26 protein-coding genes and 2 pseudogenes are annotated in these 24,763 nt (G+C 67.1%); 18 read left to right on the forward strand and 10 right to left on the reverse strand.

Annotated features, from left to right (window positions below; all coding sequences use genetic code 11):
- The 9 genes and pseudogenes from rplE to G6N67_RS21410 all read left to right on the forward strand — a co-directional run bounded on the left by rplE (window position 1) and on the right by G6N67_RS21410 (window position 5,183).
- Entirely contained in the window at window positions 1-564 is a 564-nt protein-coding gene (rplE, locus tag G6N67_RS21370; RefSeq protein ID WP_036429069.1) for a 50S ribosomal protein L5, read from the forward strand.
- A 4-nt stretch (window positions 565-568) separates the two neighbouring features.
- Window positions 569-754, forward strand: coding sequence for a type Z 30S ribosomal protein S14 (locus tag G6N67_RS21375; RefSeq protein WP_003892855.1), 186 nt, complete (start codon window positions 569-571; stop codon window positions 752-754).
- Between the two features lie 389 nt (window positions 755-1,143).
- Window positions 1,144-1,542: a 30S ribosomal protein S8 gene (gene rpsH / locus G6N67_RS21380; protein ID WP_018601823.1), complete on the forward strand. Its 399-nt coding sequence runs from the start codon at window positions 1,144-1,146 to the stop codon at window positions 1,540-1,542.
- A gap of 13 nt (window positions 1,543-1,555) precedes the next feature.
- Window positions 1,556-2,095: a 50S ribosomal protein L6 gene (rplF, locus tag G6N67_RS21385; RefSeq protein WP_036429068.1), complete on the forward strand. Its 540-nt coding sequence runs from the start codon at window positions 1,556-1,558 to the stop codon at window positions 2,093-2,095.
- A gap of 3 nt (window positions 2,096-2,098) precedes the next feature.
- Window positions 2,099-2,500, forward strand: coding sequence for a 50S ribosomal protein L18 (gene rplR / locus G6N67_RS21390; protein ID WP_036429066.1), 402 nt, complete (start codon window positions 2,099-2,101; stop codon window positions 2,498-2,500).
- Window positions 2,501-2,525: 25 nt separating this feature from the next.
- Entirely contained in the window at window positions 2,526-3,182 is a 657-nt protein-coding gene (gene rpsE, locus G6N67_RS21395; protein WP_110798465.1) for a 30S ribosomal protein S5, read from the forward strand.
- A 2-nt stretch (window positions 3,183-3,184) separates the two neighbouring features.
- Window positions 3,185-3,364: a 50S ribosomal protein L30 gene (rpmD, locus tag G6N67_RS21400; protein WP_036429063.1), complete on the forward strand. Its 180-nt coding sequence runs from the start codon at window positions 3,185-3,187 to the stop codon at window positions 3,362-3,364.
- 2 nt (window positions 3,365-3,366) lie between these two features.
- Window positions 3,367-3,810 carry a 50S ribosomal protein L15 gene (gene rplO / locus G6N67_RS21405; RefSeq protein ID WP_036429062.1) on the forward strand — a complete coding sequence of 148 codons (444 nt, stop codon included), beginning with the start codon at window positions 3,367-3,369 and terminating at the stop codon, window positions 3,808-3,810.
- Between the two features lie 308 nt (window positions 3,811-4,118).
- Window positions 4,119-5,183 (forward strand): annotated as a pseudogene (locus G6N67_RS21410) (IS110 family RNA-guided transposase).
- A gap of 21 nt (window positions 5,184-5,204) precedes the next feature.
- On the opposite strand, the gene G6N67_RS21415 reads toward G6N67_RS21410, so the two are convergent.
- From G6N67_RS21415 to G6N67_RS21425, 3 genes are read right to left on the reverse strand one after another with little or no spacing between them, the layout of a single operon-like run.
- A complete protein-coding gene (locus G6N67_RS21415; RefSeq protein WP_036429061.1) occupies window positions 5,205-6,128 on the reverse strand; it encodes an LLM class flavin-dependent oxidoreductase in 924 nt (307 codons plus the stop codon).
- On the reverse strand, window positions 6,125-7,273 hold the full coding sequence (locus G6N67_RS21420) for a serine hydrolase domain-containing protein (protein WP_036429060.1): 1,149 nt from the start codon (window positions 7,271-7,273) through the stop codon (window positions 6,125-6,127). The genes G6N67_RS21415 and G6N67_RS21420 overlap by 4 nt, the downstream gene beginning before the upstream one ends.
- Window positions 7,273-8,649 (reverse strand): APC family permease, encoded by a 1,377-nt coding sequence (locus tag G6N67_RS21425; RefSeq protein WP_051578451.1) that lies wholly within the window; start codon window positions 8,647-8,649, stop codon window positions 7,273-7,275. The genes G6N67_RS21420 and G6N67_RS21425 overlap by 1 nt, the downstream gene beginning before the upstream one ends.
- 114 nt (window positions 8,650-8,763) lie before the next feature.
- Here G6N67_RS21425 and G6N67_RS21430 point away from each other — a divergent pair, with 114 nt between their 5' ends.
- The 3 genes from G6N67_RS21430 to G6N67_RS21440 all read left to right on the forward strand — a co-directional run bounded on the left by G6N67_RS21430 (window position 8,764) and on the right by G6N67_RS21440 (window position 12,864).
- Window positions 8,764-9,375, forward strand: coding sequence for a TetR/AcrR family transcriptional regulator (locus G6N67_RS21430; protein ID WP_036429059.1), 612 nt, complete (start codon window positions 8,764-8,766; stop codon window positions 9,373-9,375).
- A 108-nt stretch (window positions 9,376-9,483) separates the two neighbouring features.
- Window positions 9,484-11,253 (forward strand): signal peptide peptidase SppA, encoded by a 1,770-nt coding sequence (gene sppA / locus G6N67_RS21435; protein WP_036429057.1) that lies wholly within the window; start codon window positions 9,484-9,486, stop codon window positions 11,251-11,253.
- A 207-nt stretch (window positions 11,254-11,460) separates the two neighbouring features.
- Entirely contained in the window at window positions 11,461-12,864 is a 1,404-nt protein-coding gene (locus G6N67_RS21440) for an MFS transporter (RefSeq protein WP_036429055.1), read from the forward strand.
- Here the strand turns inward: G6N67_RS21440 and G6N67_RS21445 are convergent.
- The 3 genes and pseudogenes from G6N67_RS21445 to G6N67_RS21455 all read right to left on the reverse strand — a co-directional run.
- Window positions 12,853-13,506 carry a GntR family transcriptional regulator gene (locus tag G6N67_RS21445; RefSeq protein WP_036429053.1) on the reverse strand — a complete coding sequence of 218 codons (654 nt, stop codon included), beginning with the start codon at window positions 13,504-13,506 and terminating at the stop codon, window positions 12,853-12,855. The genes G6N67_RS21440 and G6N67_RS21445 overlap by 12 nt on opposite strands.
- The gene (locus G6N67_RS21450) at window positions 13,503-14,222 is read right to left on the reverse strand and encodes a maleate cis-trans isomerase family protein (RefSeq protein ID WP_110798330.1); all 720 of its coding nucleotides are present in this window, start codon (window positions 14,220-14,222) and stop codon (window positions 13,503-13,505) included. The genes G6N67_RS21445 and G6N67_RS21450 overlap by 4 nt, the downstream gene beginning before the upstream one ends.
- A 37-nt stretch (window positions 14,223-14,259) precedes the next feature.
- Window positions 14,260-14,985 (reverse strand): annotated as a pseudogene (locus G6N67_RS21455) (maleate cis-trans isomerase family protein); the annotation flags it as partial.
- Window positions 14,986-15,063: 78 nt separating this feature from the next.
- Between G6N67_RS21455 and G6N67_RS21460 the strand changes: the two are divergent.
- From G6N67_RS21460 to G6N67_RS21470, 3 genes are read left to right on the forward strand one after another with little or no spacing between them, the layout of a single operon-like run.
- A complete protein-coding gene (locus tag G6N67_RS21460; RefSeq protein WP_036429052.1) occupies window positions 15,064-16,080 on the forward strand; it encodes a D-2-hydroxyacid dehydrogenase in 1,017 nt (338 codons plus the stop codon).
- On the forward strand, window positions 16,077-17,483 hold the full coding sequence (locus G6N67_RS21465) for an amidase (RefSeq protein ID WP_036429050.1): 1,407 nt from the start codon (window positions 16,077-16,079) through the stop codon (window positions 17,481-17,483). Before G6N67_RS21460 ends, G6N67_RS21465 begins: the two co-directional genes overlap by 4 nt.
- Entirely contained in the window at window positions 17,480-17,977 is a 498-nt protein-coding gene (locus tag G6N67_RS21470) for a DUF3830 family protein (RefSeq protein ID WP_036429049.1), read from the forward strand. The genes G6N67_RS21465 and G6N67_RS21470 overlap by 4 nt, the downstream gene beginning before the upstream one ends.
- Before the next feature lie 92 nt (window positions 17,978-18,069).
- Here G6N67_RS21470 and G6N67_RS21475 read toward each other — a convergent pair whose 3' ends face one another.
- The 4 genes from G6N67_RS21475 to G6N67_RS21490 are packed head-to-tail and all read right to left on the reverse strand — an operon-like array spanning window position 18,070 to window position 21,726.
- Window positions 18,070-18,987, reverse strand: coding sequence for a class I SAM-dependent methyltransferase (locus G6N67_RS21475; protein ID WP_036429048.1), 918 nt, complete (start codon window positions 18,985-18,987; stop codon window positions 18,070-18,072).
- A 7-nt stretch (window positions 18,988-18,994) separates the two neighbouring features.
- Window positions 18,995-19,891, reverse strand: a complete 897-nt coding sequence (locus G6N67_RS21480; RefSeq protein WP_036429046.1) for a class I SAM-dependent methyltransferase — start codon at window positions 19,889-19,891, stop codon at window positions 18,995-18,997.
- A 7-nt stretch (window positions 19,892-19,898) separates the two neighbouring features.
- The gene (locus tag G6N67_RS21485; protein WP_036429044.1) at window positions 19,899-20,801 is read right to left on the reverse strand and encodes an SAM-dependent methyltransferase; all 903 of its coding nucleotides are present in this window, start codon (window positions 20,799-20,801) and stop codon (window positions 19,899-19,901) included.
- Window positions 20,802-20,811: 10 nt separating this feature from the next.
- Window positions 20,812-21,726: a class I SAM-dependent methyltransferase gene (locus G6N67_RS21490; protein ID WP_036429042.1), complete on the reverse strand. Its 915-nt coding sequence runs from the start codon at window positions 21,724-21,726 to the stop codon at window positions 20,812-20,814.
- Window positions 21,727-22,010: 284 nt separating this feature from the next.
- Between G6N67_RS21490 and secY the strand changes: the two genes are divergently transcribed.
- Genes secY through map form a run of 3 tightly spaced genes read left to right on the forward strand, consistent with a single transcriptional unit; the run spans window position 22,011 to window position 24,676 of the window.
- On the forward strand, window positions 22,011-23,336 hold the full coding sequence (gene secY / locus G6N67_RS21495; protein WP_036429041.1) for a preprotein translocase subunit SecY: 1,326 nt from the start codon (window positions 22,011-22,013) through the stop codon (window positions 23,334-23,336).
- Window positions 23,333-23,878 (forward strand): adenylate kinase, encoded by a 546-nt coding sequence (locus tag G6N67_RS21500; RefSeq protein ID WP_036429039.1) that lies wholly within the window; start codon window positions 23,333-23,335, stop codon window positions 23,876-23,878. Before secY ends, G6N67_RS21500 begins: the two co-directional genes overlap by 4 nt.
- Window positions 23,879-24,676 carry a type I methionyl aminopeptidase gene (map, locus tag G6N67_RS21505; RefSeq protein ID WP_036429038.1) on the forward strand — a complete coding sequence of 266 codons (798 nt, stop codon included), beginning with the start codon at window positions 23,879-23,881 and terminating at the stop codon, window positions 24,674-24,676.
- Window positions 24,677-24,763 lie beyond the last annotated feature (87 nt).

Below are 24,763 nucleotides of genomic sequence, written 5' to 3' on the forward strand. Positions count from 1 at the left end.
ATGACCACAGTAGAGAAGACCCAGCCGCGGCTGAAGGCGCGCTACCGCGAGGAAATCCGCGACGCGCTGCAGAAGCAGTTCGAGTACGGCAACGTCATGCAGATCCCCGGCGTGGTCAAGGTCGTCGTCAACATGGGTGTCGGTGACGCCGCCCGCGACGCCAAGCTGATCAACGGCGCCGTCAACGACCTCGCGCTGATCACCGGCCAGAAGCCGGAGATCCGCCGGGCCCGCAAGTCCATCGCGCAGTTCAAGCTCCGCGAGGGCATGCCGATCGGTGCGCGCGTCACGCTGCGCGGCGACCGCATGTGGGAGTTCCTGGACCGCCTGATCTCGATCGCGCTGCCGCGTATCCGCGACTTCCGCGGCCTGTCGGCCAAGCAGTTCGACGGCACCGGCAACTACACGTTCGGGCTCAACGAGCAGTCGATGTTCCACGAGATCGACGTGGACTCCATCGACCGGCCCCGTGGTATGGACATCACCGTCGTCACCTCGGCGACGAACGACGACGAAGGCCGCGCGCTGCTGCGGGCGCTGGGCTTCCCCTTCAAGGAGAACTGAGCATATGGCGAAGAAGGCGCTGGTCCACAAGGCCAACAAGAAGCCCAAGTTCGCGGTCCGCGCGTACACCCGGTGCAACAAGTGCGGCCGTCCGCACTCGGTGTACCGCAAGTTCGGGCTGTGCCGCATCTGCCTGCGCGAGATGGCGCACGCCGGCGAACTGCCCGGTGTGCAGAAGTCCAGCTGGTAACAAGCGACTGACCGAAAGCACCCCGTGGGAGCCATGCGCCCCCGCGGGGTGCTTTCGGCGTTTGCGCGGCGGGTTTGGCGAACGTGAAGAAGATGGCGAGATTTTCGAGAAAGTTCGCCATCTTCTTCACATTCGGTGACCCAAACTCCACGATTTGGCTCTGAACTGCCGGTTGTCTACACTTGACCGGTTGCCTGTCGCTTTTAGTCCAGGCGAGTCGGTATGTGATGCCCGCGGGCGGCACTACTGACGTGCGACCCCTGACCGAACCCGGTCAGGAACGGAAGAACACTTCGCAGTAGGCCCACCGTGCGATGTACCAGGCCTTCGGGAACCGGTATGAGCACGCTGTATGGGAACCGCAGCGGGAGAGGTTGATTGACGCTGTCATGACAATGACGGATCCGATCGCAGACTTTCTGACACGTCTGCGCAACGCCAACTCGGCGTACCACGACGAGGTGACCCTGCCTCACTCGAAGATCAAGGCCAACATCGCCGAGATCCTCAAGAAAGAGGGCTACATCACCGATTACCGCACCGAGGATGCCCGCGTCGGCAAGTCCCTGGTGGTGCAGCTCAAGTACGGCCCCAGCCGTGAGCGCAGCATCGCCGGCCTGCGTCGCGTGAGCAAGCCCGGTCTGCGGGTCTACGCAAAATCCACCAACCTGCCGCGGGTGCTCGGCGGCCTGGGTGTGGCGATCATCTCCACGTCCTCGGGCCTGCTCACCGACCGCCAGGCAGCACGACAGGGCGTGGGCGGCGAAGTCCTCGCTTACGTCTGGTAGGGGGCAGCACAACATGTCGCGTATTGGTAAGCAGCCCGTTCCGGTCCCCGCCGGAGTCGACGTAACGATCGACGGGCAGAACGTTGCGGTCAAGGGCCCCAAGGGCACCCTGACCCTGGATGTCGCCGAGCCGATTGCGGTGTCCCGCAACGACGACGGCGCCATCGTGGTGACCCGGCCGGATGACGAGCGGCGCAACCGCAGCCTGCACGGGCTGTCGCGCACCCTGATCGCCAACCTGGTGACCGGTGTGACCGAGGGGTACACCACCAAGATGGAGATCTTCGGTGTCGGTTACCGCGTGGTGGCCAAGGGCTCGAACCTGGAGTTCGCGCTCGGCTACAGCCACCCGGTGGTCATCGAGGCGCCCGAGGGCATCACCTTCGCGGTGGAGACGCCGACGAAGTTCTCGGTGTCGGGCATCGACAAGCAAAAGGTCGGTCAGATCTCGGCGGTCATCCGTCGTCTGCGCCGTCCCGATCCCTACAAGGGCAAGGGCGTGCGCTACGAGGGTGAGCAGATCCGCCGCAAGGTCGGAAAGACAGGTAAGTAAGTCATGGCTACTGCAGAAACTGCGAAGCGTAAGCCGGTGGGCCAGAACATCTCTGAGACCCGTCGTAACTCTCGCCTGCGCCGCCACGCCCGGCTGCGCAAGAAGGTCGCCGGCACCGCCGAGACCCCGCGCCTTGTGGTCAACCGCTCGTCGCGCCACATCCACGTCCAGCTGGTCGACGACCTGGAAGGCGTCACCCTGGCGGCGGCCAGCTCGATCGAGGCCGACGTGCGTGCGGTTGAGGGCGACAAGAAGGCCCACAGCGTTCGGGTCGGTCAGCTGATCGCCGAGCGCGCCAAGGCCGCCGGCATCGAGACCGTGGTGTTCGACCGCGGTGGCTACACCTACGGTGGCCGCATCGCCGCGCTGGCCGATGCCGCCCGTGAAGGTGGGCTGAAGTTCTGATGACTGTTAACGAGAGGATTGCATGATGGCCGATCAGGCTGGCGCCGGGTCGGCGTCGGACAATCGCGGCGGTCGTGGTGACCGGGACGGTCGTCGTCGTGACGACCGCGGCGGTCGTGGCCGCGACGACCGTGAGAAGAGCAATTACCTGGAGCGGGTTGTCTCGATCAACCGTGTCTCCAAGGTGGTCAAGGGTGGCCGCCGGTTCAGCTTCACCGCGCTGGTGATCGTCGGCGACGGTCACGGCATGGTCGGTGTCGGCTACGGCAAGGCCAAGGAAGTTCCCGCCGCCATCGCCAAGGGTGTCGAGGAAGCGCGCAAGGGCTTCTTCCGGGTGCCGCTCATCGGCGGCACCATCACCCACCCGGTGCAGGGCGAGGCCGCTGCCGGTGTCGTGATGCTGCGTCCGGCCAGCCCCGGTACCGGTGTGATCGCCGGTGGCGCGGCTCGTGCCGTACTGGAATGCGCTGGGGTGCACGACATCCTGGCCAAGTCGCTGGGTAGCGACAACGCGATCAACGTGGTTCACGCCACCGTTGCCGCGCTGAAGCTGCTGCAGCGTCCGGAAGAGGTGGCGGCCCGGCGTGGCCTGCCCATCGAGGATGTTGCGCCGGCCGGCATGCTGCGGGCCCGACGCGAGAGCGAAGCGCTGGCCGCTGCGGCTGCGCGTGAAGGATCGTAATCATGGCAGAGCTGAAGATCACCCAGGTGCGCAGCACCATCGGTGCTCGCTGGAAGCAGCGGGAGAGCCTGCGCACCCTGGGGCTGAAGAAGATCCGCCAATCGGTGGTGCGTGAGGACAACCCTCAGACCCGTGGCCTCATCAAGACCGTGCATCACCTCGTCGACGTTGAGGAGGTCTAGCAATGAGTGTCATCAAGCTTCACGACCTGAAGCCGGCTCCCGGGGAGAAGACCGCCAAGACCCGCGTCGGTCGCGGTGAGGGCTCCAAGGGCAAGACCGCGGGCCGCGGCACCAAGGGCACCAAGGCCCGCAAGAACGTCCCCGTGACGTTCGAAGGTGGCCAGATGCCGATCCACATGCGGTTGCCGAAGCTCAAGGGCTTCCGCAACCGGTTCCGCACCTCCTACGAGGTGGTCAACGTCGGCGACATCAACAAGGCCTTCCCCGAGGGTGGCACCGTTGGCGTCGACGAGTTGGTGGCCAAGGGCCTGGTTCGCAAGAACACCCTGGTCAAGGTGCTCGGCGACGGCAAGCTGACCGTCAAGGTCGACGTCACCGCCAACAAGTTCAGCGGCAGCGCCCGTGAGGCGATCACCGCTGCCGGTGGTTCGGCCACCGAGCTGTAATTTCTCTGCACGAGCAGACACAAATGTCCCCGCACGCCCAGCGTGTCGGGGACATTTGCGTCTCAGTGTCATGGTGAGTGTGCCGGGTTTACGGCGTGTCTGCGTGACAGGCGTTGTAGCGCGGTGGTTGGTTGCGTTTCACCTGGTGTCTGGCTCGGTACGCGTCTGCCGCCCTGTGGAGTTGGCGTTGAGCAGTAGTGCCGGCACCAGGTGAGACGGACCGGCCGACCTGACTTGATAGGAGCGTGGCATCGCCCCGACTGAGATGTGTCGGCCGACCGGTCCAACCTCAACAACCTCTCCCACGCGTGAAGGAGGCATTCACCATGATTGTTGTTGGCGCCGATGTACACAAGCGCTCCCACACCTTTGTCGCCGTTGATCAGGTAGGCCGGCGCCTCGGTGAAGACCGTCAAGGCCACCACCGAGGGCCACCACGCGGCCCTGATGTGGGCGCGTGACCAGTTCGGCACCGAACTGGTGTGGGTATCGAAGACTGCCGCAACATGTCCGCGCGGCTGGAACGCGACCTGCTCGGTGCCGGGCAGAAAGTGGTGCGGGTACCCACCAAACTGTCGGCCCAGACGCGCAAGTCCGCCCGCACCCGCGGCAAGTCCGACCCGATCGATGCCGAGTCGGTCGCACGGGCGGTGCTGCGCGAACCCGACCTGCTCATCGCTTCCCACGATGAGCAATCCGGAGCTCAAACTGCTCACCGACCGTCGCGATGTCCTTGTCCGGCAACGCACTCAGACGATCAACCAACTGCTGTGGCGTGTGCATGAACTCGACCCCGACCAGGCCCCGCCACCTCGCGCGTTGAAAACCCGCACCCATCAGCAGGCGTTGCAGACATGGCTGAACATCCAGCCGGGTCTGGTGGCTGAACTGGCCCGCGATGAGCTGGCCGACATCATCCGACTCACCGGCGAGATCGACAAGCTCGAGCAGCGTCTGGCCGCTCGGGCCGCGAAGTGGCGCCCAGCCTGCTGGCCATCGACGGGTGCGCGGAGCTGACCGCGGCCAAGATTGTCGGCGAGGCCGCCGGCATCGACCGGTTCACCAGCGAGGCCGCCTTCGCCTGCCATTGCGGGGTCGCACCCATCCCGGCATGGTCGGGCGCCAACGCCGGCCAGATGCGGTTAAGCCGCTCAGGCAACCGCCAACTCAACGCCGCCATCCACCGCATCGCCGTCACCCAAGCCCGAATGAAAGGCAGCGACGGCCACGCCTACTACCACCGGCTCATCACCGCCGGGAAAACCAAAGCCAAAGCCCGCCGCTGCCTCAAACGCCGCATCTCCCGCCGCATTTACCAGGCCCTCCACTACGACAACCACACCCACAATCAACACCTAACCGCCGCGGCTTGACATAGGAGCTATTGCTCGCGCCTATAGGGCCGGGATCACCTCGGCGGCGAGGCGTTCCATCTGTTCGCGGTCTTCAGCGACGTCGACCCCGACCGGATTGAGCACGACCATCTGGGCGCCCGCGTCGGCCACCTCGCGCAGCCCGCGCACCACATCGGCCGGCGTGCCCGACACCGGAACCGCGTCGATGTCGCGCATCCGGCCGTAGATGCGGTGCAGGCCATCGAGCACGCGCTCGCGTGCGCGGGCAGGGTCGTCGTCGATCATCAGGTACACGCGTTTGCCGATGGTGTAACCGGCCGGATCCTTGCCCTGCTCGGCGAGTTCACGCCGCACAATCTGCGCCGCGCCGGCGAACGTCTCGGTGGTGGACGACCCGGCCCCGAGGAACGAATCGCCGTAGCGCACCGCGCGGGCCAGCGCTTTCGGCGCTGTGCCGCCGAACCAGATCGGGGGATGCGGGCGCTGCACCGGTTTTGGCTGGATCGGCAGATCGTCGACCTCCCGGAACTTTCCGTGGAACGTGATGCGCGGCTCGTCGGACCAGGCCGCCTTCATGAGCTCCAGGCCCTCGTTGAAGTAGCTCACGAACGTCGACCGGTCCACGCCGAACGCCTGGAACGGGCGGAAGTTGCCGCCGTGCCCGACACCGACGTCGAGGCGCCCGTGGCTGAGCCGGTCGACGGCCGTGACGGCCGACGCCAGTTGGAGTGGATCGTGCAGTGACGTGATGAGCACCGCCACGCCCAGGCGCAGCCGCGTGGTGCAGGCCGCCGCATACGACAACAGCTCCAGCGGAGCGATGCCCGGCGACTCGCCGATGGTCTGCTCCATCGTCCACCCGCCTTCGAAACCCAACTCCTCGGCGCGGGCCAGGTAGGCTTTGAGCCCGGCGTCGTCGAAACGGTCGGTGACCAACTGCGGTATCGAGATCGAGAACCTCACCGCTCCACGGTACGGCGCGAACCTGGACGCGCAGGCCCAGCCGCCTGTGCTGCGGCGCAAGCGGCTTCGGCGAGCGCCAGTGTCGCCGTATCGAGCGCCGGGTCGAGCGGTGTCGGCCAGGACGACAGTTTGGCGACCACGACCGCGCGGTCGAAGTCCACGTAGATGAGCTGCCCGTGGATGCCCAGACACATGAGCACCCGGCGATCGGCGTAGGGCACCCAGAACTGGTTGCGGTACATCCCGCCGGGCAGTCCGGTGTCGGTGGGGGACGCGGCGAACGCGGCGCGGGAATCCGGATCACCGGTCAGCGCGTCCTCGATCCACGCGCGGGGCACGATCGTACGAGTGCGCAGGAGTTCACCGAAGCGCGCAGCGTCGCGCAACGACGCTGCCAGCCCACCGTCGTGAAAGACATTGCCCGCGCGGTCCACTCCGGCGTCCATGTCGTCCTCGGCGAACCGTGACCACAAGACGTCGGAAAGCAGTTCGGGCATCCGCCGACCGGCGGCGCGTTCGCACACCCAGCCGAGGACGTCGGTCTCGCACGACCGGTACTCGAAAGCCCCGCCGTGTGGGCGTTGCTGTCGCAGCCGGGGCAGGTATTCATAGAGCGTGGCCGGCCCGTCCGGGCTGGTGCGCGGAACCCAGCCGAGTGCCTGATCAAGGTGGCGCACTTCGGCATCCGGGTCGAGGTATTCCTCACGGAACCTGATGCCCGATCGCATGTCGAGCAAGTGCCGAACGGTCGCGCCGGCGTAGCCCGATACAGCGAGTTCCGGTATGTACGAGGTGATCTGGGCATGCATGTCGAGCCGGCCGCGGTCGATGAGCACCGCGGTCACCGCGCCGATGATGGACTTGCTCACCGAGTAGAGCATGTGTGGGCGGCCGGGTTCCAGGTCGCCGGGATAGCATTCGGCGCGGATCGCCCCGTTGTGCAGCACCATGAAGCCGTCGGTGTAGGTGTCGCGTAGGACCGATCCGAACGTGTCGATATCGAGCGTGCGCCCGTCCTCCGCCAGCGGCAGCGGATTGCGGCTTGCCGCCACGCGCGCGGTGGGCACGATTTCGCGCATCCGCCCCGATGTGTGGCGATTGACCGGGCCTGTTTGCCAATTATCCAGTGTCACAGCTTGTTTCATCATGCGTGTGGTTCCTTCTGGGCTGGTTCGACGTGCTCGGGCATGTGCAGGAGCGACTGCTCGTAGTCGATGCTCAGCTCGGGGGTGGGGCGCCGGAACCCGCGGGTGAGCCAGAGCAGGTAGGCCACCCCGATCCCGAGCCAGGCCAGTCCGATGATCAGTGACGTTCCGCTGAGTTGGGTCAGCAGGTAGACGCTCACCACCGCGCCGGCCGCCGGCAGGGCGACGTAGCCGACGATGCCGAGCCGATGAGTGGGGCGGTGACGCAGGTAGTACGCGATCACGCACACGTTGACTGCGGTGAAGGCCGTGAAGGCGCCGAAGTTGATGAACCCCGTCGCGGTCTGCAGGGACAGGTTCAGGCCGACGAAACACATTGCGCCGGTGAGCAGCACGCAGTAGACCGGAGTCAGCGTGCGGGGGCTGACGTAACCGAATACCCGCTTTGGGAGCACTCCGTCACGGCCCATGATGTAGAGCAGCCGGCTGGTGCTCAGCTGCACGGCCAGGCACGATGCCGATCCGGCGATGATGCCGCCGAGGTTGGTCCAATCGGCGTAGAACTGGCCGCCGACGTCGATGGACATCGTGTAGGACGCGGCCTGGGCGTCCTCGAAGACGTCGCCGGGGTGGACCAATTGCATGATGTAGGCGCCGCCGACGAACAACAGCCCGCCGATCGCCACCACCAGGATCACCGCGCGGGGGATGGTGCGCTTGGGATCTTTCGTCTCCTCCGAGAGCGTTGTCACGGCGTCGAAACCGAGGAACGAGTAGGCGGCGATGGCCGCAGCCGCGGACATCCCGGCGATCGTCGAATTGGTGTTCCAGATCGGATCGGTATGGGAGACCGGCCGATTCCCTGCGATGAACGTGACGCAGTACGCGAAGAACAGCAGTACGAGAAAGAGGGCGACAGCGGTCAGTACCTTGTTGACGCGGTCGGCCACCACGATTCCGACGACATTGACGATGGTCGTGAAACCGGCGTTGATCAACATCCACGCCCAGATCGGAACCGCCGGGAACTGTGCATTGAGCAGGATCGACTGGGTGAGCCAGGCCACCATCGGCAGGAAGAGGTAGTCGAGCAGCACGCTCCACCCGACCAGAAAGCCCACCGGGGAGCCGAGAGTGTGGCGAGCGTAGAAGTAGGCCGATCCGGAAACCGGATAGCAGCGCGCCATCTTCGCGTAGCTCATGGCCGTCACCAGCATCGCGGCCGTGGCGAGTGCGAACGCGGTCGGCGCGGTGCCCGCACTGGCGACAGCGATGAGGCCGAAGATCACCATCACCAGGCTCGGTGCCATGTAGGACACCCCGAAGGCGACGACCGATGGCAGGGTCAGCCGGCGCGCCAGGTGCGCTTCGGTCATGAGCAGAGCTCCTCACGGGTTAATTGAATGCGATTCAATAATGTAGATCAGTGTGGTTCACGCCACAAGGCGGAAATTGAATAAGATTCAAGACCAGCCGAAGAAGGGGGTCTGATGGGTCGGCCACGGGTCGCGCTGCTGAGCCGGGACAAGATCGGTGCCGCGGCGCTGAAACTCGTGTCGCGCGACGGAGACTTCACGATGCCGGGCCTCGCCCGCGAACTCGGCGTGCAGGTGGCCGCCGTCTACCATCATGTGCCTGCGGGCCGCTCCGAGGTGATCGAGATGGTCCGGGTTCTGGTGGCCCAGAACATCGACGACGCCGCGTTCGACAGATTGCCCTGGGATGAGGCGTTCGTGGTGTGGACCCGGTCGTACCTCGACGCGTTCAGCGGGCACCCGGCGGCGGTCCGGCTCCTGGCCACCGAGCCGATCCGCGACCCCGACCTCATCGCCGCCTACAACCCCGTCGCGGCGGGACTCTCGCGTGCCGGATTCGTCGACGGTGAGATCATCGCGGTCATCACCGCTGCCGAGAACTTCGTCCTGGGCGCCGCTCTCGACGCATCTGCCCCAGACCTTGCGGTGGCAGCCGATCAGGACGGTATCGAACCCGAACTGCGCAGGGCGCTCGACGCCGCGCCGTCCGGGGCTGCCCGGGCCAGGCAGGCTTTCGATCTGGGTGTCAGTGCGTTGGTGGCCGGGCTGCGCGCCCGGCTCCCATAGCGCTTTCGCTGTGCTGACAGCCCCGAGGCCGCCCCGCGGATGACGTCGGGTGTGCGACCGCTCTCGCGCGGTCGGGATGCACCCCCGTGGCGTCGGTAGGCTCGGAGCATGTTCGACTTCCTCCCGAGCCTGCCCGGTCCCGACGACGTGCGGGCGCTGGTCCGCAAGGTCGACACCGCCCGGCACAACGGCATTCCCAGCGGCTGTGTCCTCGAGCTCGACCTGCAGTCGGTGCCGCCCGAGACCGCGGGATTCGATCCGTTGGCCATCATCGCCGGCGGTGGCCGGCCGCTCGTGCTGCGTCAGGCGATCGCCGCGATCCACCGCGCGGCCGACGATGACCGCGTCGCCGGGCTCATTGCGCGCGTCCAGATCCCGGCTGCGGCGGCCGGGCCGGTGCAGGAGTTGCGGGACGCGATCGCCGAGTTCAGCGCCGTGAAGCCGACACTGGCCTGGGCCGAGACCTACCCCGGCACCCTGTCGTACTACCTGGCGTCGGCCTTCCGCGAGGTGTGGATGCAACCGTCGGGAACGGTCGGGCTCGTGGGGTTCGCGACCAACGCGATGTTCCTGCGCGACGCTCTGGACAAGGCCGGCATCGAGGCGCAGTTCGTCGCCCGCGGCGAATACAAGTCCGCGGCAAACCTTTTCACGCAGGATCGGTACACCGAGCCGCACCGGGAGGCCGACAGCCGGCTGATCGAGAGCCTGCGGACACAGGTGTGGCAGGCCATCGCCGACTCCCGGCACGTGCCGGTCGAATCCATCAACGCACTGGCCGACAAGGCGCCCCTGTTGCGCGACGACGCGGTGTCCGGCGGACTGATCGACCGGATCGGCTTCCGCGACGAGGCGTATGCGCGGGTCAGCGAACTCGCCGGTGCCGCAGCGGAATCCGACGGTGACGACAGTGCGCCGCGGCTGTACCTGTCGCGCTATGCGCGGGCGTCGGCGCCGAAGCCGGTGCCGCAGTTGCCGGGTCGCAAGCCGAAGCCCACCGTGGCCGTGGTGACGTTGCACGGTCCGATCGTCAGCGGCCGCGGTGGTCCCCAGGTGCTGCCGGTGGGCAATTCGAGTGCGGGCGGTGACACGATCGCCGCAGCGATCCGGGAGGCCGCGGCGAACGACGATGTCTCGGCGATCGTGTTGCGGGTCGACAGCCCCGGTGGCTCGGTGACCGGGTCGGAAACCATTTGGCGCGAAGTGGTTCGCGCACGTGAGACCGGGAAACCCGTTGTCGCGTCGATGGGTGCGGTTGCGGCCTCTGGTGGTTATTACGTGTCGATGGCGGCCGACGAGATCGTGGCGAATGCCGGAACCATCACCGGATCCATCGGTGTGGTCACCGGCAAGCTCGTGTCACGCGAGCTCAAGGACAAGCTCGGGGTCGGATCGGACGCGGTTCGTACCAACGCCAACGCCGACGCGTGGTCGACCAACGCACCGTTCACCGACGAACAGCACGCGCACGTGGAAGCCGAAGCCGACCTGTTCTACACCGACTTCGTCGATCGGGTTGCGCAGGGCCGCAACCTCGGGGTCGACGCCGTCGAAGCGGTTGCCCGGGGGCGGGTGTGGACGGGTGCCGATGCCAAAGAACACGGGCTCGTCGACGAATTGGGCGGACTGCGCACGGCGGTCACCCGGGCCAAGGTGCTGGCCGGGCTCGACCCCGACACCGAGGTGCGGGTGGTGAACTATCCCGGTTCGTCGTGGCTGGACATGTTGCGGCCCAAGCCATCCTCACAGCCCGCCGCCGCGTCGCTGCCGCAGGCAATGGGCGCACTGCTGGGGCAGTCGGTGCTCGGGGCACTGGACCAGACCCAGCGTTCACTGACCGGAGCCACCGCATTGTGGCTGGGGGACCATCGATTCTGACGCTTACGAAAATTGCGGCTCGGTGAAGGTGCGGTGCATCGCCTGTGGCGGCGCGGTAATGTCAACTCTTGGCAACTAGTGAATTGTCGACGAGACGACGGCCTGGCCCTGCGGTGTTCATCCGAGTCAGTCCAGCCGTAACAGAACGCGCGGTGGGAGCAGTGTCGTCAGACACCTGGAGGAACCGTGCCCGCGCGAAAAATCCCGATGAGGGGCTTCGGCGACAAGCCGGAGATCGATTACAGCGAACCCATCGAAAATGCGCCTGACCCTGGTGTACTGCGGCGAGCTATCGCGGCGTCAGCGATCGGCAACGCCACCGAATGGTTCGACTACGGCATATACGCCTACGGCGTGAGTTACATATCGGCAGCGATCTTCCCGGGCGACACCCAGCAGGCGACGCTGTTGGCGTTGGCGACGTTCGCGGTGTCGTTCCTGGTGCGACCGCTCGGCGGATTCGTCTGGGGCCCGCTCGGCGACCGCGTCGGCCGCAAACACGTATTGGCGATCACCATCGTCCTGATGGCCGGTGCGACGTTCTGTGTCGGCCTGGTGCCGTCCTACGCCGCGATCGGGCTGTGGGCACCGGCGATCATGGTCGTGCTGCGGATGATCCAGGGTTTCTCGACCGGTGGCGAATATGGCGGTGCCGCAACATTCATGGCGGAGTACGCGCCGTCGCGGCGGCGCGGTTTCCTCGGCAGCTTCCTGGAATTCGGTACGCTGGCTGGCTTTTCGCTGGGCGCGCTGTTGATGCTAGGTTTCTCAACGCTTCTCAGCGACGACCAGATGGGTTCATGGGGCTGGCGGCTGCCGTTCATGGTCGCCGCACCGCTCGGACTCGTCGGCGTCTACCTGCGTTCCAAGCTCGAAGACACCCCGGTGTTCCGTGAACTCGAAAATGCGGGGGAGCGGGAAGGCGGCCCCGGCTCGGAGTTCAAGGATCTCGTGGTCGAATACTGGGGCCCGATCCTGCGGCTCGGTGGCCTCGTCATCGCGCTGAATGTCGTCAACTACACGTTGCTCACTTACATGCCAACGTATTTGGAACAGACGATCGGCCTGTCGAGCAGCCACTCGCTCGTCGTCCCGATCATCGGGATGCTGACGATGATGGTGTTCCTCCCGTTCGCCGGCCGCATCTCGGACCGGATCGGCCGCAAGCCGATGTGGTGGATCTCGCTCGTCGGGCTGTTCGTCGCCGGGGTGCCGATGTTCCTGCTGATGTCGACGAACATGGTGGGCGCGATCATCGCGTTCGCGGTGCTGGGATTGCTGTATGTCCCTCAGCTGTCGACCATTTCGGCGACCTTCCCGGCGATGTTCCCCACCCAGGTTCGCTACGCGGGCTTCGCGATCGCCTACAACGTGTCGACGTCACTGTTCGGCGGTACGGCGCCCGCGGTCAACGACTGGCTGGTCGGGCAGACGGGCGACAACCTGGTGCCGGCGTACTACATGATGGCGGCCTGCGTCATCGGCATGTTCGCGCTCGTCAAGGTTCCGGAAACCGCGCGGTGTCCGATCAACGGCACCGAGATACCGGGCACGCCAGAAGCGCCGGCGCAGCTGGAATATGAGACGGCCGCGCCTGCGTCAGGCCGGTAGTCGGGCGATCAACCGCTCGACGGCGTCCTCCATGTGTGCCAGCATCAACTTGTCGGTCAGGGCGACGTCGCCGGAGCGGATGGCACCGGCCAGCGCCTGATGCTCACTGACCCGGTCGGCAGGCGAATCGTAGGTGTCGGCCAGCGCGTGCACGCACATTCGCGTCTCGACCAGGAAGGTCTGGTGCAGGCGCGACAGTCGCGGGCTGCCCGCGAGCTCGACGAGCAACTCGTGGAAGCGCATGTCGGCCTCGCTCACGTCGTCGAGGTCGGCCGCGGCCGCCATCTCATCGACCACGGCCAGTAGCGCATCGCCCGCGGCGGCGTGGTCACCCTCGAGGATCTTTCGGCTCGCGGTACGTTCGATCGCCTCACGCGCCAGGTACATGTCGCGGATCTCGTCGGAGTTCATGGTGTTGACGAACACGCCGCGGTTGCGGATCGCGATCAGCAGGCCTTCCTGCGTGAGGCGCTGCATGCCTTCGCGCAGGGGACCGCGACTGACTCCGAACCTGCGGGCCAGCTCGGCCTCACCCAGCTGGGTGCCGGGCACCAGCTCGCCATAGGCGATGGCCTGACGGAGCTTGTCGGCGACGATGCTCGGCGTCGACTCCTGTTCGACGGGCGTGATGAAATCGGTCATCGACCGCCCCTGAACAGGCGCCCCAATCCGGGTATCGGTGGCACCGGGCCGAGCAGCTGCAGGCCCTTCCACACCGTGACCTGGTTTGCGGTGAGGACGGGTTTGCCGACCGCGGACTCCAGCTCGTCGATGAAACCCAGTGTGTGCATGGCGGTGTCAGGCACCAGCAGCGCTTCGGCGTCGGGATGGTCGGCCGCGCACACCATCGCGATCACCTGGTCCTGCCCCAGCAGGCCCACCTCGGCGGCGGTCACGATGCCGTGGCTGCCCATCGACACCACGTCCACCCCGCCGCCGGTGAGGAATGCCACGAAATGGTCGGCGACATCCCGCGGATAGGAAGCGGCGACGGCAACCCGGTGAAGGTCCAAGTGCTGCAAGGCATCTACGAAGGCGATCGATGTGGACGACGCCGGGACGCCGGCCGCTTCGGCCACGTCGGCGGCCTGCTTCTGCGCGCCGGCACGGCCGAACACGAAACTGCCGGAGGTGCACGCCCACATCATCGAATCCGGACGCGCCGGGCCCAGCCGTGCGACTCCGTCCGCCAGACGCTCGGTGCGGCCGAGGTCGAGGAGGGCGTCTACGCGGTGCGCGTCCTCACCGACCGACGTGATCGCGACCGGCAGCCTGACCGTCGCGGACACGCGCGCCTCGAGCGCGCCAAAGTCGTCCTCGGCGCTGTGGCCGGGATACAGGATCCCCACCGTCGCCATGCAGTCTCCTCTCGTCGCTGCGACCTCGCCCTTCCAGCAGCCATTGACCGGCGCCGACGGCCTCGCGGCCCGCGACGGCCAGCGCCGCCCACATCGTCACCTGATTCGCGGTGATCACCGGCTTGCCGAGTTCGCGTTCGAGCCGCGCGATCAGGTCGTAGGTCGGCAGGTTGGTGCAGCTGATCACGATGGCCTGCGCGTCGGGCACATCGGTGGCGTGCACCAGCTCCGCGGTGGTTTCGTAGGGCACGGCCCAGATGCGTGAGGTCATGCCGAGGCCTGCGGTGGCGACCACCTCGATCCCTGCCTCCATGAGGTAACTCGTGAGCCCGACGGTCAGATCCGTCGTGTAGGGCGTGACGGTTGCGACTCTGGTGAGGCCCAGATGCCGCAGCGCGGAGAGCATCGAGCCGCTCGTGGTCACCGCTGCCGGGGCACCCGCAGCACGCATCGCGGCGACCAGCGCGGCCTCCCCGGCCATGCCTTTGACGAAGCTGCCGGCGGTGCACGCGTACGCGGTCACCAGCGGGGCCACCGCCAAGACGTTTGCGGCCCCGGCCTCGACTTGCTCCGGCTCGGAGACGTGCACCGCCATGTCGACGGTCACGGGCAGCGGGGCGTAGCGCAACCGGGTGACGTAGAGGCTCACGTCGTTGGGCACCCAGCGCCACAGTTCGCGGTCGAGGGCGAAGTCGTAGGGCGCCACAACACCTATCCCCACCTGCTGCAATGGCGGGGGAGGCGCCAGCTCCTCGAGCGTCATGTCCATAGTGTGAGGCCGAACCCGCCAGCCAGCAACAGATTGTTGACAATCCGACGAAGGCGTTCCTAGCCTCGAGCCGTGCCGACACCCCGCCAGAGCACCCCGACAGCACTGCCTGGAGGCCCGGCGCGACCGGTGATCGCGGTGTTGTGCGAACACGAATCCGACCGGGTACCGGGACTTGCCGGCCTCGACGCCGAGTTCCGCCACTGCGACGCCGACGGACTGGCACAGGCCGTCAAGGGTGCCCAGGCGTTGCTGCTCTGGGATTACTTTTCCACCGCCCTGCGCGACGTGTGGACGCACGCCGACGCGCTCGAGTGGGTCCACGTCGCGGCGGCCGGGGTCGACACTTTGCTGTTCGAGGAATTGCGCGATTCCGACGTGGTGGTGACCAATGCCCGCGGCGTATTCGACCGTCCCATAGCCGAATACGTGCTCGGCGCGGTGATCGCGTACGCCAAAGGGACGCAGGCCAGCCTCGACTTCCAACGCCGCCACGAGTGGCGGTACCGCGAGACCCGCAGCATCACGGGCGCGCACGCGCTCGTGGCCGGCACGGGCGGAATCGGGCGTGAGATCGCGCGCCTGCTGCGTGCGGCCGGGCTGAGCGTGCGGGGCGCGGGGCGCGTGGCCGCCGCCAGCGACCCGGATTTCGGGACCGTGGTGGCCACCGCCGATCTGGCCGGCGCTGTCGGCTGGTGCGATCACCTGGTGCTGGCCGTCCCGCTCACCGACGCCACGCGCGGTGTGGTCGACGCGGAGGTGCTTGGGGCGATGAAACCCGATGCGCACCTGGTGAACATCGCGCGCGGACCGATCGTCGACGAGGACGCGCTGCTCGCGGCGCTGACCGAACGCCGCATCGGCGGCGCGACGCTCGATGTGTTCGACATCGAACCCCTGCCGGCCGATCACCCGTTGTGGGACGCGCCGGGTGCCGTCATCACCGCGCACATGTCCGGTGACGTCGTGGGGTTCCGGGACACCCTCGCCTGCCAGTTCGCCGACAACGCGCGCCGGTGGCTGGCCGGCCAACCCCTGCTCAATGTGGTCGACAAGAAGCTCGGCTACGTGTCGGCGGGCACCGCGTGATCCCGCAGGCCGTCGAGCTGCTCGCGGCGTACCGCGCCAAGACACTGTCGCCCGTGGAGGCCACCACGGCCGCGCTCGACGCGATCGACCGCCACAACCCCGCGGTGAACGCGTTCGTGTTGATCGACCGCGACGGCGCCCTGTCCACGGCCCGCGAGTCCGAAAAGCGTTGGCACGCCGGATGTCCGCTCGGCCCCGCCGACGGTGTCCCGACGTCGGTCAAGGACGCGCTGTGGACTCGGGGCTGGCCGACGCTGCGCGGCAGTTGGCTCATCGACGCGGCCGGACCGTGGGACGAGGACGCGCCGAGCGTCGCGCGACTGCGGGAATCCGGTGCGGTGCTGCTCGGCAAGACCACCACGCCCGAGTACTCGTGGAAAGGTGTGACCGACTCACCGCGCTACGGGATGACCGGCAACCCCTGGGATCCTGGTGTGACCGCGGGTGGGTCGAGCGGCGGCAGCGCCGCGGCCGTGGGCCTCGGGATGGGCGCATGGTCGGTCGGCACCGACGGTGGTGGGTCGGTGCGTATCCCCGCGGCGTTTACCGGAACCGTGGCCCTCAAACCGACCTACGGTCTGATCCCGCTGTATCCGCCGAGCCCCTTCGGAACCCTTTCGCACGCCGGCCCCATGGCGAGGACGGTCGCCGACGTCGCCGCGCTGATGGACGTCGTCACCGGGTTCGACCCGCGGGACTGGTCGGCGATGCCGTCACCCGCATCGTCGTTCCGCGCCGCACTGGGCGGGGGCGTCGCGGGACTGCGGGTCGCGTACTCGCCGAACCTCGGCTTCGGCGTCAACGATCCCGAGGTCGACGCCGCCGTGCGGGCCGCGGTGGACGTCCTCGCGGCCGCGGGTGCGCACGTCGAGCAGGCCGACCCTGGCTTCGCCGATCCCGTGGCGGCGTTCCACGTGCTGTGGTTCTCGGGTGAGGCGAAAGTGTTGCAGGGCAAGCTGAATGGCCCACAGAGCCGGCACATCGACCCCGGCCTGCGGCGCACGGCCGAACTCGGGGCGACGTTCACGGCGTCGGACTACCTGGATGCGACGGCCGTCCGGATGAAGCTCGGGGAACTGATGGGCCGGTTCCACCGGACCTACGACGTGCTCGTCACCCCGACGCTGCCGCTGACGGCCTTCCCGGTCGGCCGGGACGTGCCCGACGGTTCGGCGTCACCGGACTGGACGAGTTGGACGCCGTACACCTACCCGTTCAACATGACGCAGCAGCCCGCACTTTCGGTGCCCTGCGGGTTCAGTTCGAGTGGCCTGCCGATCGGGCTGCAGATCGTCGGGCCCCGGCATGCGGACGCCTTGGTGCTCCGCGTCGGGCAGGCCTATCAGGACGCCACCGATTGGCACCACCGTGTGCCGGCATTGCTCACCGAGGAGGTCGTATGAGCCGATTGATCACCGTGTCGCTCGACAAACGGGGGGTCAGTTGCGTCGCGCGGCTGCTCGACGACGCGGCACCGCGGACGTGCGCGGCCGTGTGGGACGCCCTGCCGCTCGCCGCACAGGTGTTTCACGGCAAGTACGCCCGCAACGAGATCTACACGCTGCTACCGGCATTCGGCACCGACCCCGGCAAGGAGAACACCACGGTGACCCCGATTCCGGGTGACCTGTGCTGGTTCTCGTTCGATTCCGACGATCTCGGCAACCCCGCATACGGCTACGAGAACAGCACGGGCACCGGGACCACCGGCGCGATCGTCGACCTCGCGGTGTTCTACGGGCGCAACAATCTGCTGATCAACGGGGACCAGGGCTGGGTGCCGGGAAACGTGTTCGGCGCGATCGTCGAAGGGCTCGAGGACATGGCGGCCGCGTGTCAGGACTTGTGGATGGGCGGGGCCAGGGGCGAGACGCTGCGCTTCGCGAGGGCGTCCTGAATCCTCGCCCACACCGGAACTGCATTCCCGGTTGTCAATCAACGCAGTCAACAACCGGGAATGCAGTTCCGGTGAGATAGAGGTGGGGGAGTTCAGCCCAAGGAACCGCTGATGTAGACGATCTCGCCGAGCGGGTCGTCGTCGTCATCGTCGAGCGCGGGAACCGGGATGCCGTAGCGCGCGAACAGCTCGGTGCGGGGCGTGCCGCTCATCTGCCAGCCCTTGGTCGCCAGATAGTCGGCCGCCGAATGCCGTTCGCCGTGATAGATCAGCGACGGCATGTCGAGATCCAACCCGATCTTGCTGAACTCGGCAGTGGCCGCGCGGGCCTTCTCCGGGTCGAAATCCTTGAGGGCAGGCACGAACTCGGTGGCCACCGCGCTGCCCGGCGCGCTCAGTTCGTGAATGTTGTCGAACAGCCGGTCCTGCGCGTCGGGCGGAAGGTAGATCAGCAGGCCCTCGGCGCACCATGCGGTCGGTAGGCCCGGATCGAAACCGGCCGCGCGTAACGCCGCGGGCCAGTCCTCGCGTAGGTCGATCGGCACGGTGCGCCGTTCGGCCGTCGGCGTCGCACCGTGCTCGGCCAGCGTGCGGGTCTTGAACTCGATCACCTCTGGTTGGTCGATCTCATAGACCACGGTGCCCGCGGGCCACGGCAGCCGGTAGGCCCGTGCGTCCAGGCCGGAAGCCAGGATCACGGCCTGCCGGATGCCGCGTTCGGTGGCCGCCAGAAAGTAATCATCGAAAAACTTTGTCCGCACAGCCATCTCGTCGATGTTCGCGCGGACCCGCGATGCCGCGTCCGGCGCGATCTCGGTGATGTTCAGCGTGCCGTCCACCATCATGGTGAACGCCTCGATGCCGACGGCCCGCACGAGCGGCGCGGCGAACGGATCGTTGATCAAACCGTGCGGGTCGGTGCTGGCGATGGCCCGGCCCGTCGCGACCAGTGTCGCCGTCGCACCCACGCTGGACGCCAGATCCCAACTGTCGCCGTCAGTTCGCGCCATCAGCTCCTCATTTCAAGACTGCCGACAGATACCCCGAATCGCCCGCAAGCTCGGCGAGATCCTCGGGGTACTCGAATCCATGGCCAGCGTAGGCCTCGCGGGTCGACTGGATCGTCACTTTCCAGCCGTGCCCGCCCAGATAGTCGCGGGCGGTGTTGCGGTCACCCGAATAGAAGAGGTCCATCAGGTCGACATCCGAGCCGACGCGCTTCGACCAGTCGCTGACCTTCTTGGACCACTCCTCGGGCATCGAGCTCATGTCCATGTGCTCGGTCGCGAGCCGGCTGCCCGGCGCCGACAGCGCGGTGATGTGGTCGAACAGCCGGTCCTGGGCGTCGGCCGGAAGGTAGATCAGGAGGCCTTCGGCGATCCACGCGGTCGGCGCCGACGGGTCGAACCCGTTGTCGCGCAACGCCGCCGGCCAGTCGTCGCGCAGATCGACGGCCACCGCCCTGCGATCGGCAGTCGGCTCGGCACCGAGACCGGCCAGCGTCCGGGTCTTGAACTCGATCACCTCGGGCTGGTCGATCTCGTAGACCACAGTGCCCGCAGGCCAGGCCAGTCGGTAGGCACGGGTGTCCAGACCCGAGGCCAGGATCACGGCCTGCCGGATCCCGGCTTCACCGGCGTGCGAGAAGAAATCGTCGAAGAACCGGGTGCGCACCGCGATCTGCTCGCACATGCGCTGCCGGTCGAGCATCTGATCGCCCTCGACGCACAGTTCGCCGTCGGCCAGCCGGATGCAGTGCTCCAGCCCGACGGCCTTGACCAGCGCGTCGGCGTACGGGTCGGTGATCAGCGGGTCGGGTTGCTTGGTGGCCAGTGCCCGGGAGGCGGCGACCCCAGTCGCCGTCGAGCCGACGCTGGAGGCCAGATCCCAGGTGTCGCCCTCTGAACGTGCCATCGCGTACCTACTTTCGTATTGCGGTGACCGCCAAGGAATTCCGCTGCGGTGCGGCATCGGCGGTGTCGGGGAACACGCGTCCGTACTCGTCGAAGAGTTCGGTGCGCGGCCGGGAACTCACCGACCAGCCGGTGCCGGCGAGGTAGTCGATCGGCGAGTTACGGTCGCCGGTGTACCAGAGGCTGCCCAGGTCGACGTCGAAACCGTGCTGGCGCCACCGGTCGGCGACGGCCTGGGTGCGCTGCTGTACGGCCGCCCCGAAGTCGGGATGGAACTCGGTGGCCAACCGGCTGCCCGGGGCGCTCAGTGCGGTGATGTTGTCGAAGAGGCGGTCCTGGGCTTCTGGCGGCAGATAGGCCAGCAGCCCCTCGGCGCTCCACGCGGTGGGCAGTGCGGGATCGAAGCCCGCCGCGCGCAACGCGGCCGGCCAATCCTCGCGCAGGTCGATCGCCACGGTCCGGCGGATGGCGGACGCGGTGGCACCGATCTTCTCCATGGCCGCGGTCTTGGCGCCGATGACCTGAGGCTGATCGATCTCGTAGACCACGGTGCCCGCGGGCCAGGGCAGGCGGTAGGCGCGCGAGTCCAGACCCGACGCCAGGATCACGGCCTGGCGCACCCCGGCTTCACCCGCCGTGAGGAAGAAGTCGTCGAAGAACCGGGTCCGCACCGCCATCACCGAGGTCATCAGCTCGGCCGATTCCGCGTCGTCGCCCGAGAGGGTCAGCTCGCCGTCGACGAGCTTGGTGAAGAAGTCGACACCCACCTCACGCACGAGCGCGGCGGCGTAGGGATCGTCGATCAAGGCGTCGGGCTCGGCACTGGCGATGGCGCGCGCGGCGGCGACCATGGTCGCCGTGGCGCCCACGCTGGACGCCAGATCCCAGCTGTCGGTGTCTGTCCGTGCCATGCGGGTGTCCTTACTTCTCGGCGCTGATGTACATCACGGAGGCCGCGTGCGCCTCGTCCTCGACGGGCGGCAGGCCGGTCCGCACCAGTAGATCGTTCGACGAGATGCCGGTGGTCCGCCAATCGTGGCCTTCCAGATAGGTCGTCACGTCGGCGCGGTCGCCCAGGAAGATCAGTTCGTTGAGGTCGATGTCGAGGCCGTGGGCCCGCCAGCGGTCCGTGAAGTCCTTCATCCGGGCCCGGATCGACTCCTCGTCGTCGGCCTCGGTTGCGGGTACCCCCTCGACACCCAGCCTGCTGCCGGGCGCACTCAGCGCGGTGATCTGGTCGAGCAAACTGTCCTGGGCCTCGGGCGGCAGATAGCCGAGCAAGCCCTCGGCGATCCAGGCCGTCGGCTCGGCGGGATCGAAGCCGGCCTCGGCAAGCGCCGCGGGCCAGTCGAAGCGCAGATCCATGGCCACCGCGCGGCGATCGGTCGTCGGCGCCGCGCCGAGACTCGCCAGGGTCGCGGTCTTGAACTCGATCACCTCGGGCTGGTCGATCTCGTAGACGACGGTGCCGTCGGGCCACGGCAGCCGGTAGGCGCGCGAGTCGAGCCCGGAGGCCAGGATCACGGCCTGCCGGATACCGGCGCGACCCGCGTCGAGAAAGAAGTCGTCGAAGAAGCGCGTCCGCGCGGCCATGCCGTTGGCGAATCTCGTCAGGCCGGTCTTGGCCTCCTCGTCGAGGGCTTCGACGTCGAAGGTGTCGTCGACGAGTTTCGTGAAGAAGTCCAGACCGACGGCCCGCACCAGGGGAGCGGCGAACGGGTCGTCGATCACCGGGTCGGCGGCATTGGTCGCCATCGCGCGGGCCGCGGCCACCATGGTCGCGGTCGCGCCCACGCTGGATGCCAGATCCCACGTGTCGTCAGCAGTCCGGGCCATCGAATCTCCCTCGAGTATTGGGTGCCAATATGCGTGTTAGTTAGGTGGGGTAACGAGCTGTCGCCGACTGTACGCTCTGAAACTGAAGAGCCGGCCCGGCTGCAGGTGGCGCTGATCGATGCGGGGCAACTCGGGTGCAACTGTTACTCTCGTAGACTGTTTGACGGCTGAGTTTGCAGGCTGCGCGCCTGTCGGACTCCCGTACATGACTTGACCATGACGCTGGACCCCACCAGCCCCATTTGGCACGCCGCGCTTGAGACGTAGGCTGCGCAGGAGGAAGAGTGCTGTCGGCTTTCATCTCGTCGCTACGAACGGCCGATCTCAGACGCAAGATCCTGTTCACCTTGGGCCTCGTCGTCCTCTACCGGGTCGGCGCGTCGATTCCGTCCCCCGGGGTGAACTACCCGAACGTGCAGCAGTGCATCGCGCAGGTCAGCGGCGGTGACTCGGCACAGATCTATTCGCTGATCAACCTGTTCTCCGGTGGCGCCCTGCTGCAGCTGAGCGTGTTCGCGGTCGGCGTCATGCCGTACATCACCGCAAGCATCATCGTGCAGCTGCTGGTCGTGGTGATCCCGCGGTTCGAGCAGCTGCAAAAAGAAGGTCAGGCCGGTCAGGCCAAGATGACCCAGTACACGCGCTACCTGTCGGTGGCGCTCGCGCTGTTGCAGGCCACCAGCATCGTGGCGCTCGCCGCCAACGGCGGCCTGATGCAGGGCTGCAGCCTGGAGATCATCCAGGACAGCTCGATCTTCGGGCTCGTGGTGATCGTGCTGGTGATGACCGCCGGTTCGACCCTGGTGATGTGGATGGGTGAGCTGGTCACCGAGCGCGGTATCGGCAACGGCATGTCGCTGCTGATCTTCGCCGGCATCGCGGCCCGGATCCCGGCCGAGGGCCAGATGATCCTCGACACCCGCGGCGGCCTGGTCTTCACCCTGGTCTGCGGTGCCGCGCTGCTGATCCTCGCCGGCGTCACCTTTGTCGAACAGGGCCAGCGCAGGATCCCGGTGCAGTACGCCAAGCGCATGGTGGGCCGCAAGATGTACGGCGGCACCTCGACGTATCTGCCGCTCAAGGTCAACCAGGCCGGCGTCATCCCGGTGATCTTCGCGTCGTCGCTGATCTACATCCCGCACCTGATCACTCAGCTGATCCAGAGCGGCAGTGCCAACCCGGGTAACGGCTGGTGGGACAAGTTCGTCGCCAACCACCTGACCAACCCGGCGGACCCGGTCTACATCGGCCTCTACTTCGGCCTGATCGTGTTCTTCACCTACTTCTATGTCTCGATCACGTTCAATCCAGACGAACGTGCCGACGAGATGAAGAAGTTCGGCGGCTTCATCCCGGGTATCCGGCCCGGCAAACCGACTGCCGACTATCTGCGCTATGTGCTCAGCAGGATCACGCTTCCCGGATCGATCTACCTCGGCGTGATCGCGGTTTTGCCGAACGTCTTCCTGCAAATGGGCAGCGGGGGGACACTACAGAATCTGCCATTTGGCGGTGTTGCGGTTCTCATCATGATCGGTGTCGGGTTGGATACCGTCAAACAGATCGAGAGCCAGCTCATGCAACGTAACTACGAAGGGTTCCTCAAGTGAGAGTCGTTCTACTCGGACCGCCCGGTGCGGGCAAAGGCACGCAGGCCGTGAAGCTGTCTGAGAAGCTCGGCATCCCGCAAATCTCCACCGGGGATCTCTTCCGCCAGAACATCGGCGACGGCACCCCTCTCGGGCTGGAAGCCAAGCGCTACCTCGACGCGGGTGATCTGGTGCCCGCCGAGCTGACGAACCGGCTGGTGGAAGACCGCATCGATCAGCCCGATGCCGCCGACGGGTTCATCCTCGACGGCTACCCCCGCTCGGTCGAGCAGGCCGGCGCGCTGAACGACATGCTTGCCGCGCGCAACACCAAGCTGGACGCGGTCCTGGAGTTCCAGGTCTCCGAGGACGAGCTGCTGACCCGGCTCAAGGGCCGTGGTCGCGCCGACGACACCGACGAGGTCATCCGCAACCGCATGAAGGTCTACCGGGACGAGACCGAGCCGCTGCTGCAGTACTACGCCGCTGACCTCAAGACGGTCGACGCCGTCGGCCAGCTCGACGAGGTGTTCGCCCGCGCGCTGCGGGCCCTGGGACGGTAAGTGATCAATCTGCCGGGGCTGCGCAGCCGCAAGGTCGTCGCGCAGCGTAGTGCCGCCGAGCTCGACGCCATGGCGGTGGCCGGTGCGCTGGTCGCCGCCGCGCTGCGCGTAGTGCGCCAGGCCGCGGCGCCCGGCGTCTCCACGCTCGAGCTGGACCGCGTCGCGGAATCGGTGATCCGTGACGGTGGCGGAACACCGTCGTTCCTCGGTTACCACGGCTTCCCCGCCACGATCTGCGCCTCGGTCAATGACCGTGTGGTGCACGGCATTCCGTCGGCAGGCGAGGTGCTCGCGCCGGGGGATCTGGTGTCGATCGACTGCGGTGCGATAGTCGACGGCTGGCACGGCGACTCGGCGGTCACCTTCGGCGTAGGTGATCTGATCGGCGCCGACGAATTGCTCTCGGCCGCAACGAAAGCCGCGATGGAGGCCGGGATCGCCGCGATGCTGCCCGGCAACCGGCTCACCGATGTCTCGCATGCCATCGAGGTGGAAACCCACGCCGCCGAGGCGCGCGACGACCGTAAATACGGCATCGTCGCCGGGTACGGCGGGCACGGGATCGGCAGGCAGATGCACATGGATCCGTTCCTGCCCAACGAGGGCTCACCCGGCCGCGGGCCGTACCTGGCGCCCGGTTCCGTCCTGGCGATCGAACCCATGCTGACTCTCGGCACCACCAAGACCGTCGTACTCGAGGACGAGTGGACCGTCGTCACCGCCGACGGAACCCGCGCGGCGCACTGGGAACACACCGTCGCCGTCACCGAGGACGGGCCCCGCATCCTGACCCAGTAACCCGCGCCAGCAATCCTGCCAGGTCGCACCGCCCAATCGGGTGCGGGTGACCCGCGCAAAGGGTAGTAATGAACCGGATCACCGCCA

Origin of the sequence: Mycolicibacterium mageritense (genome assembly GCF_010727475.1) — a bacterium.
Lineage (GTDB): Bacteria > Actinomycetota > Actinomycetes > Mycobacteriales > Mycobacteriaceae > Mycobacterium > Mycobacterium mageritense.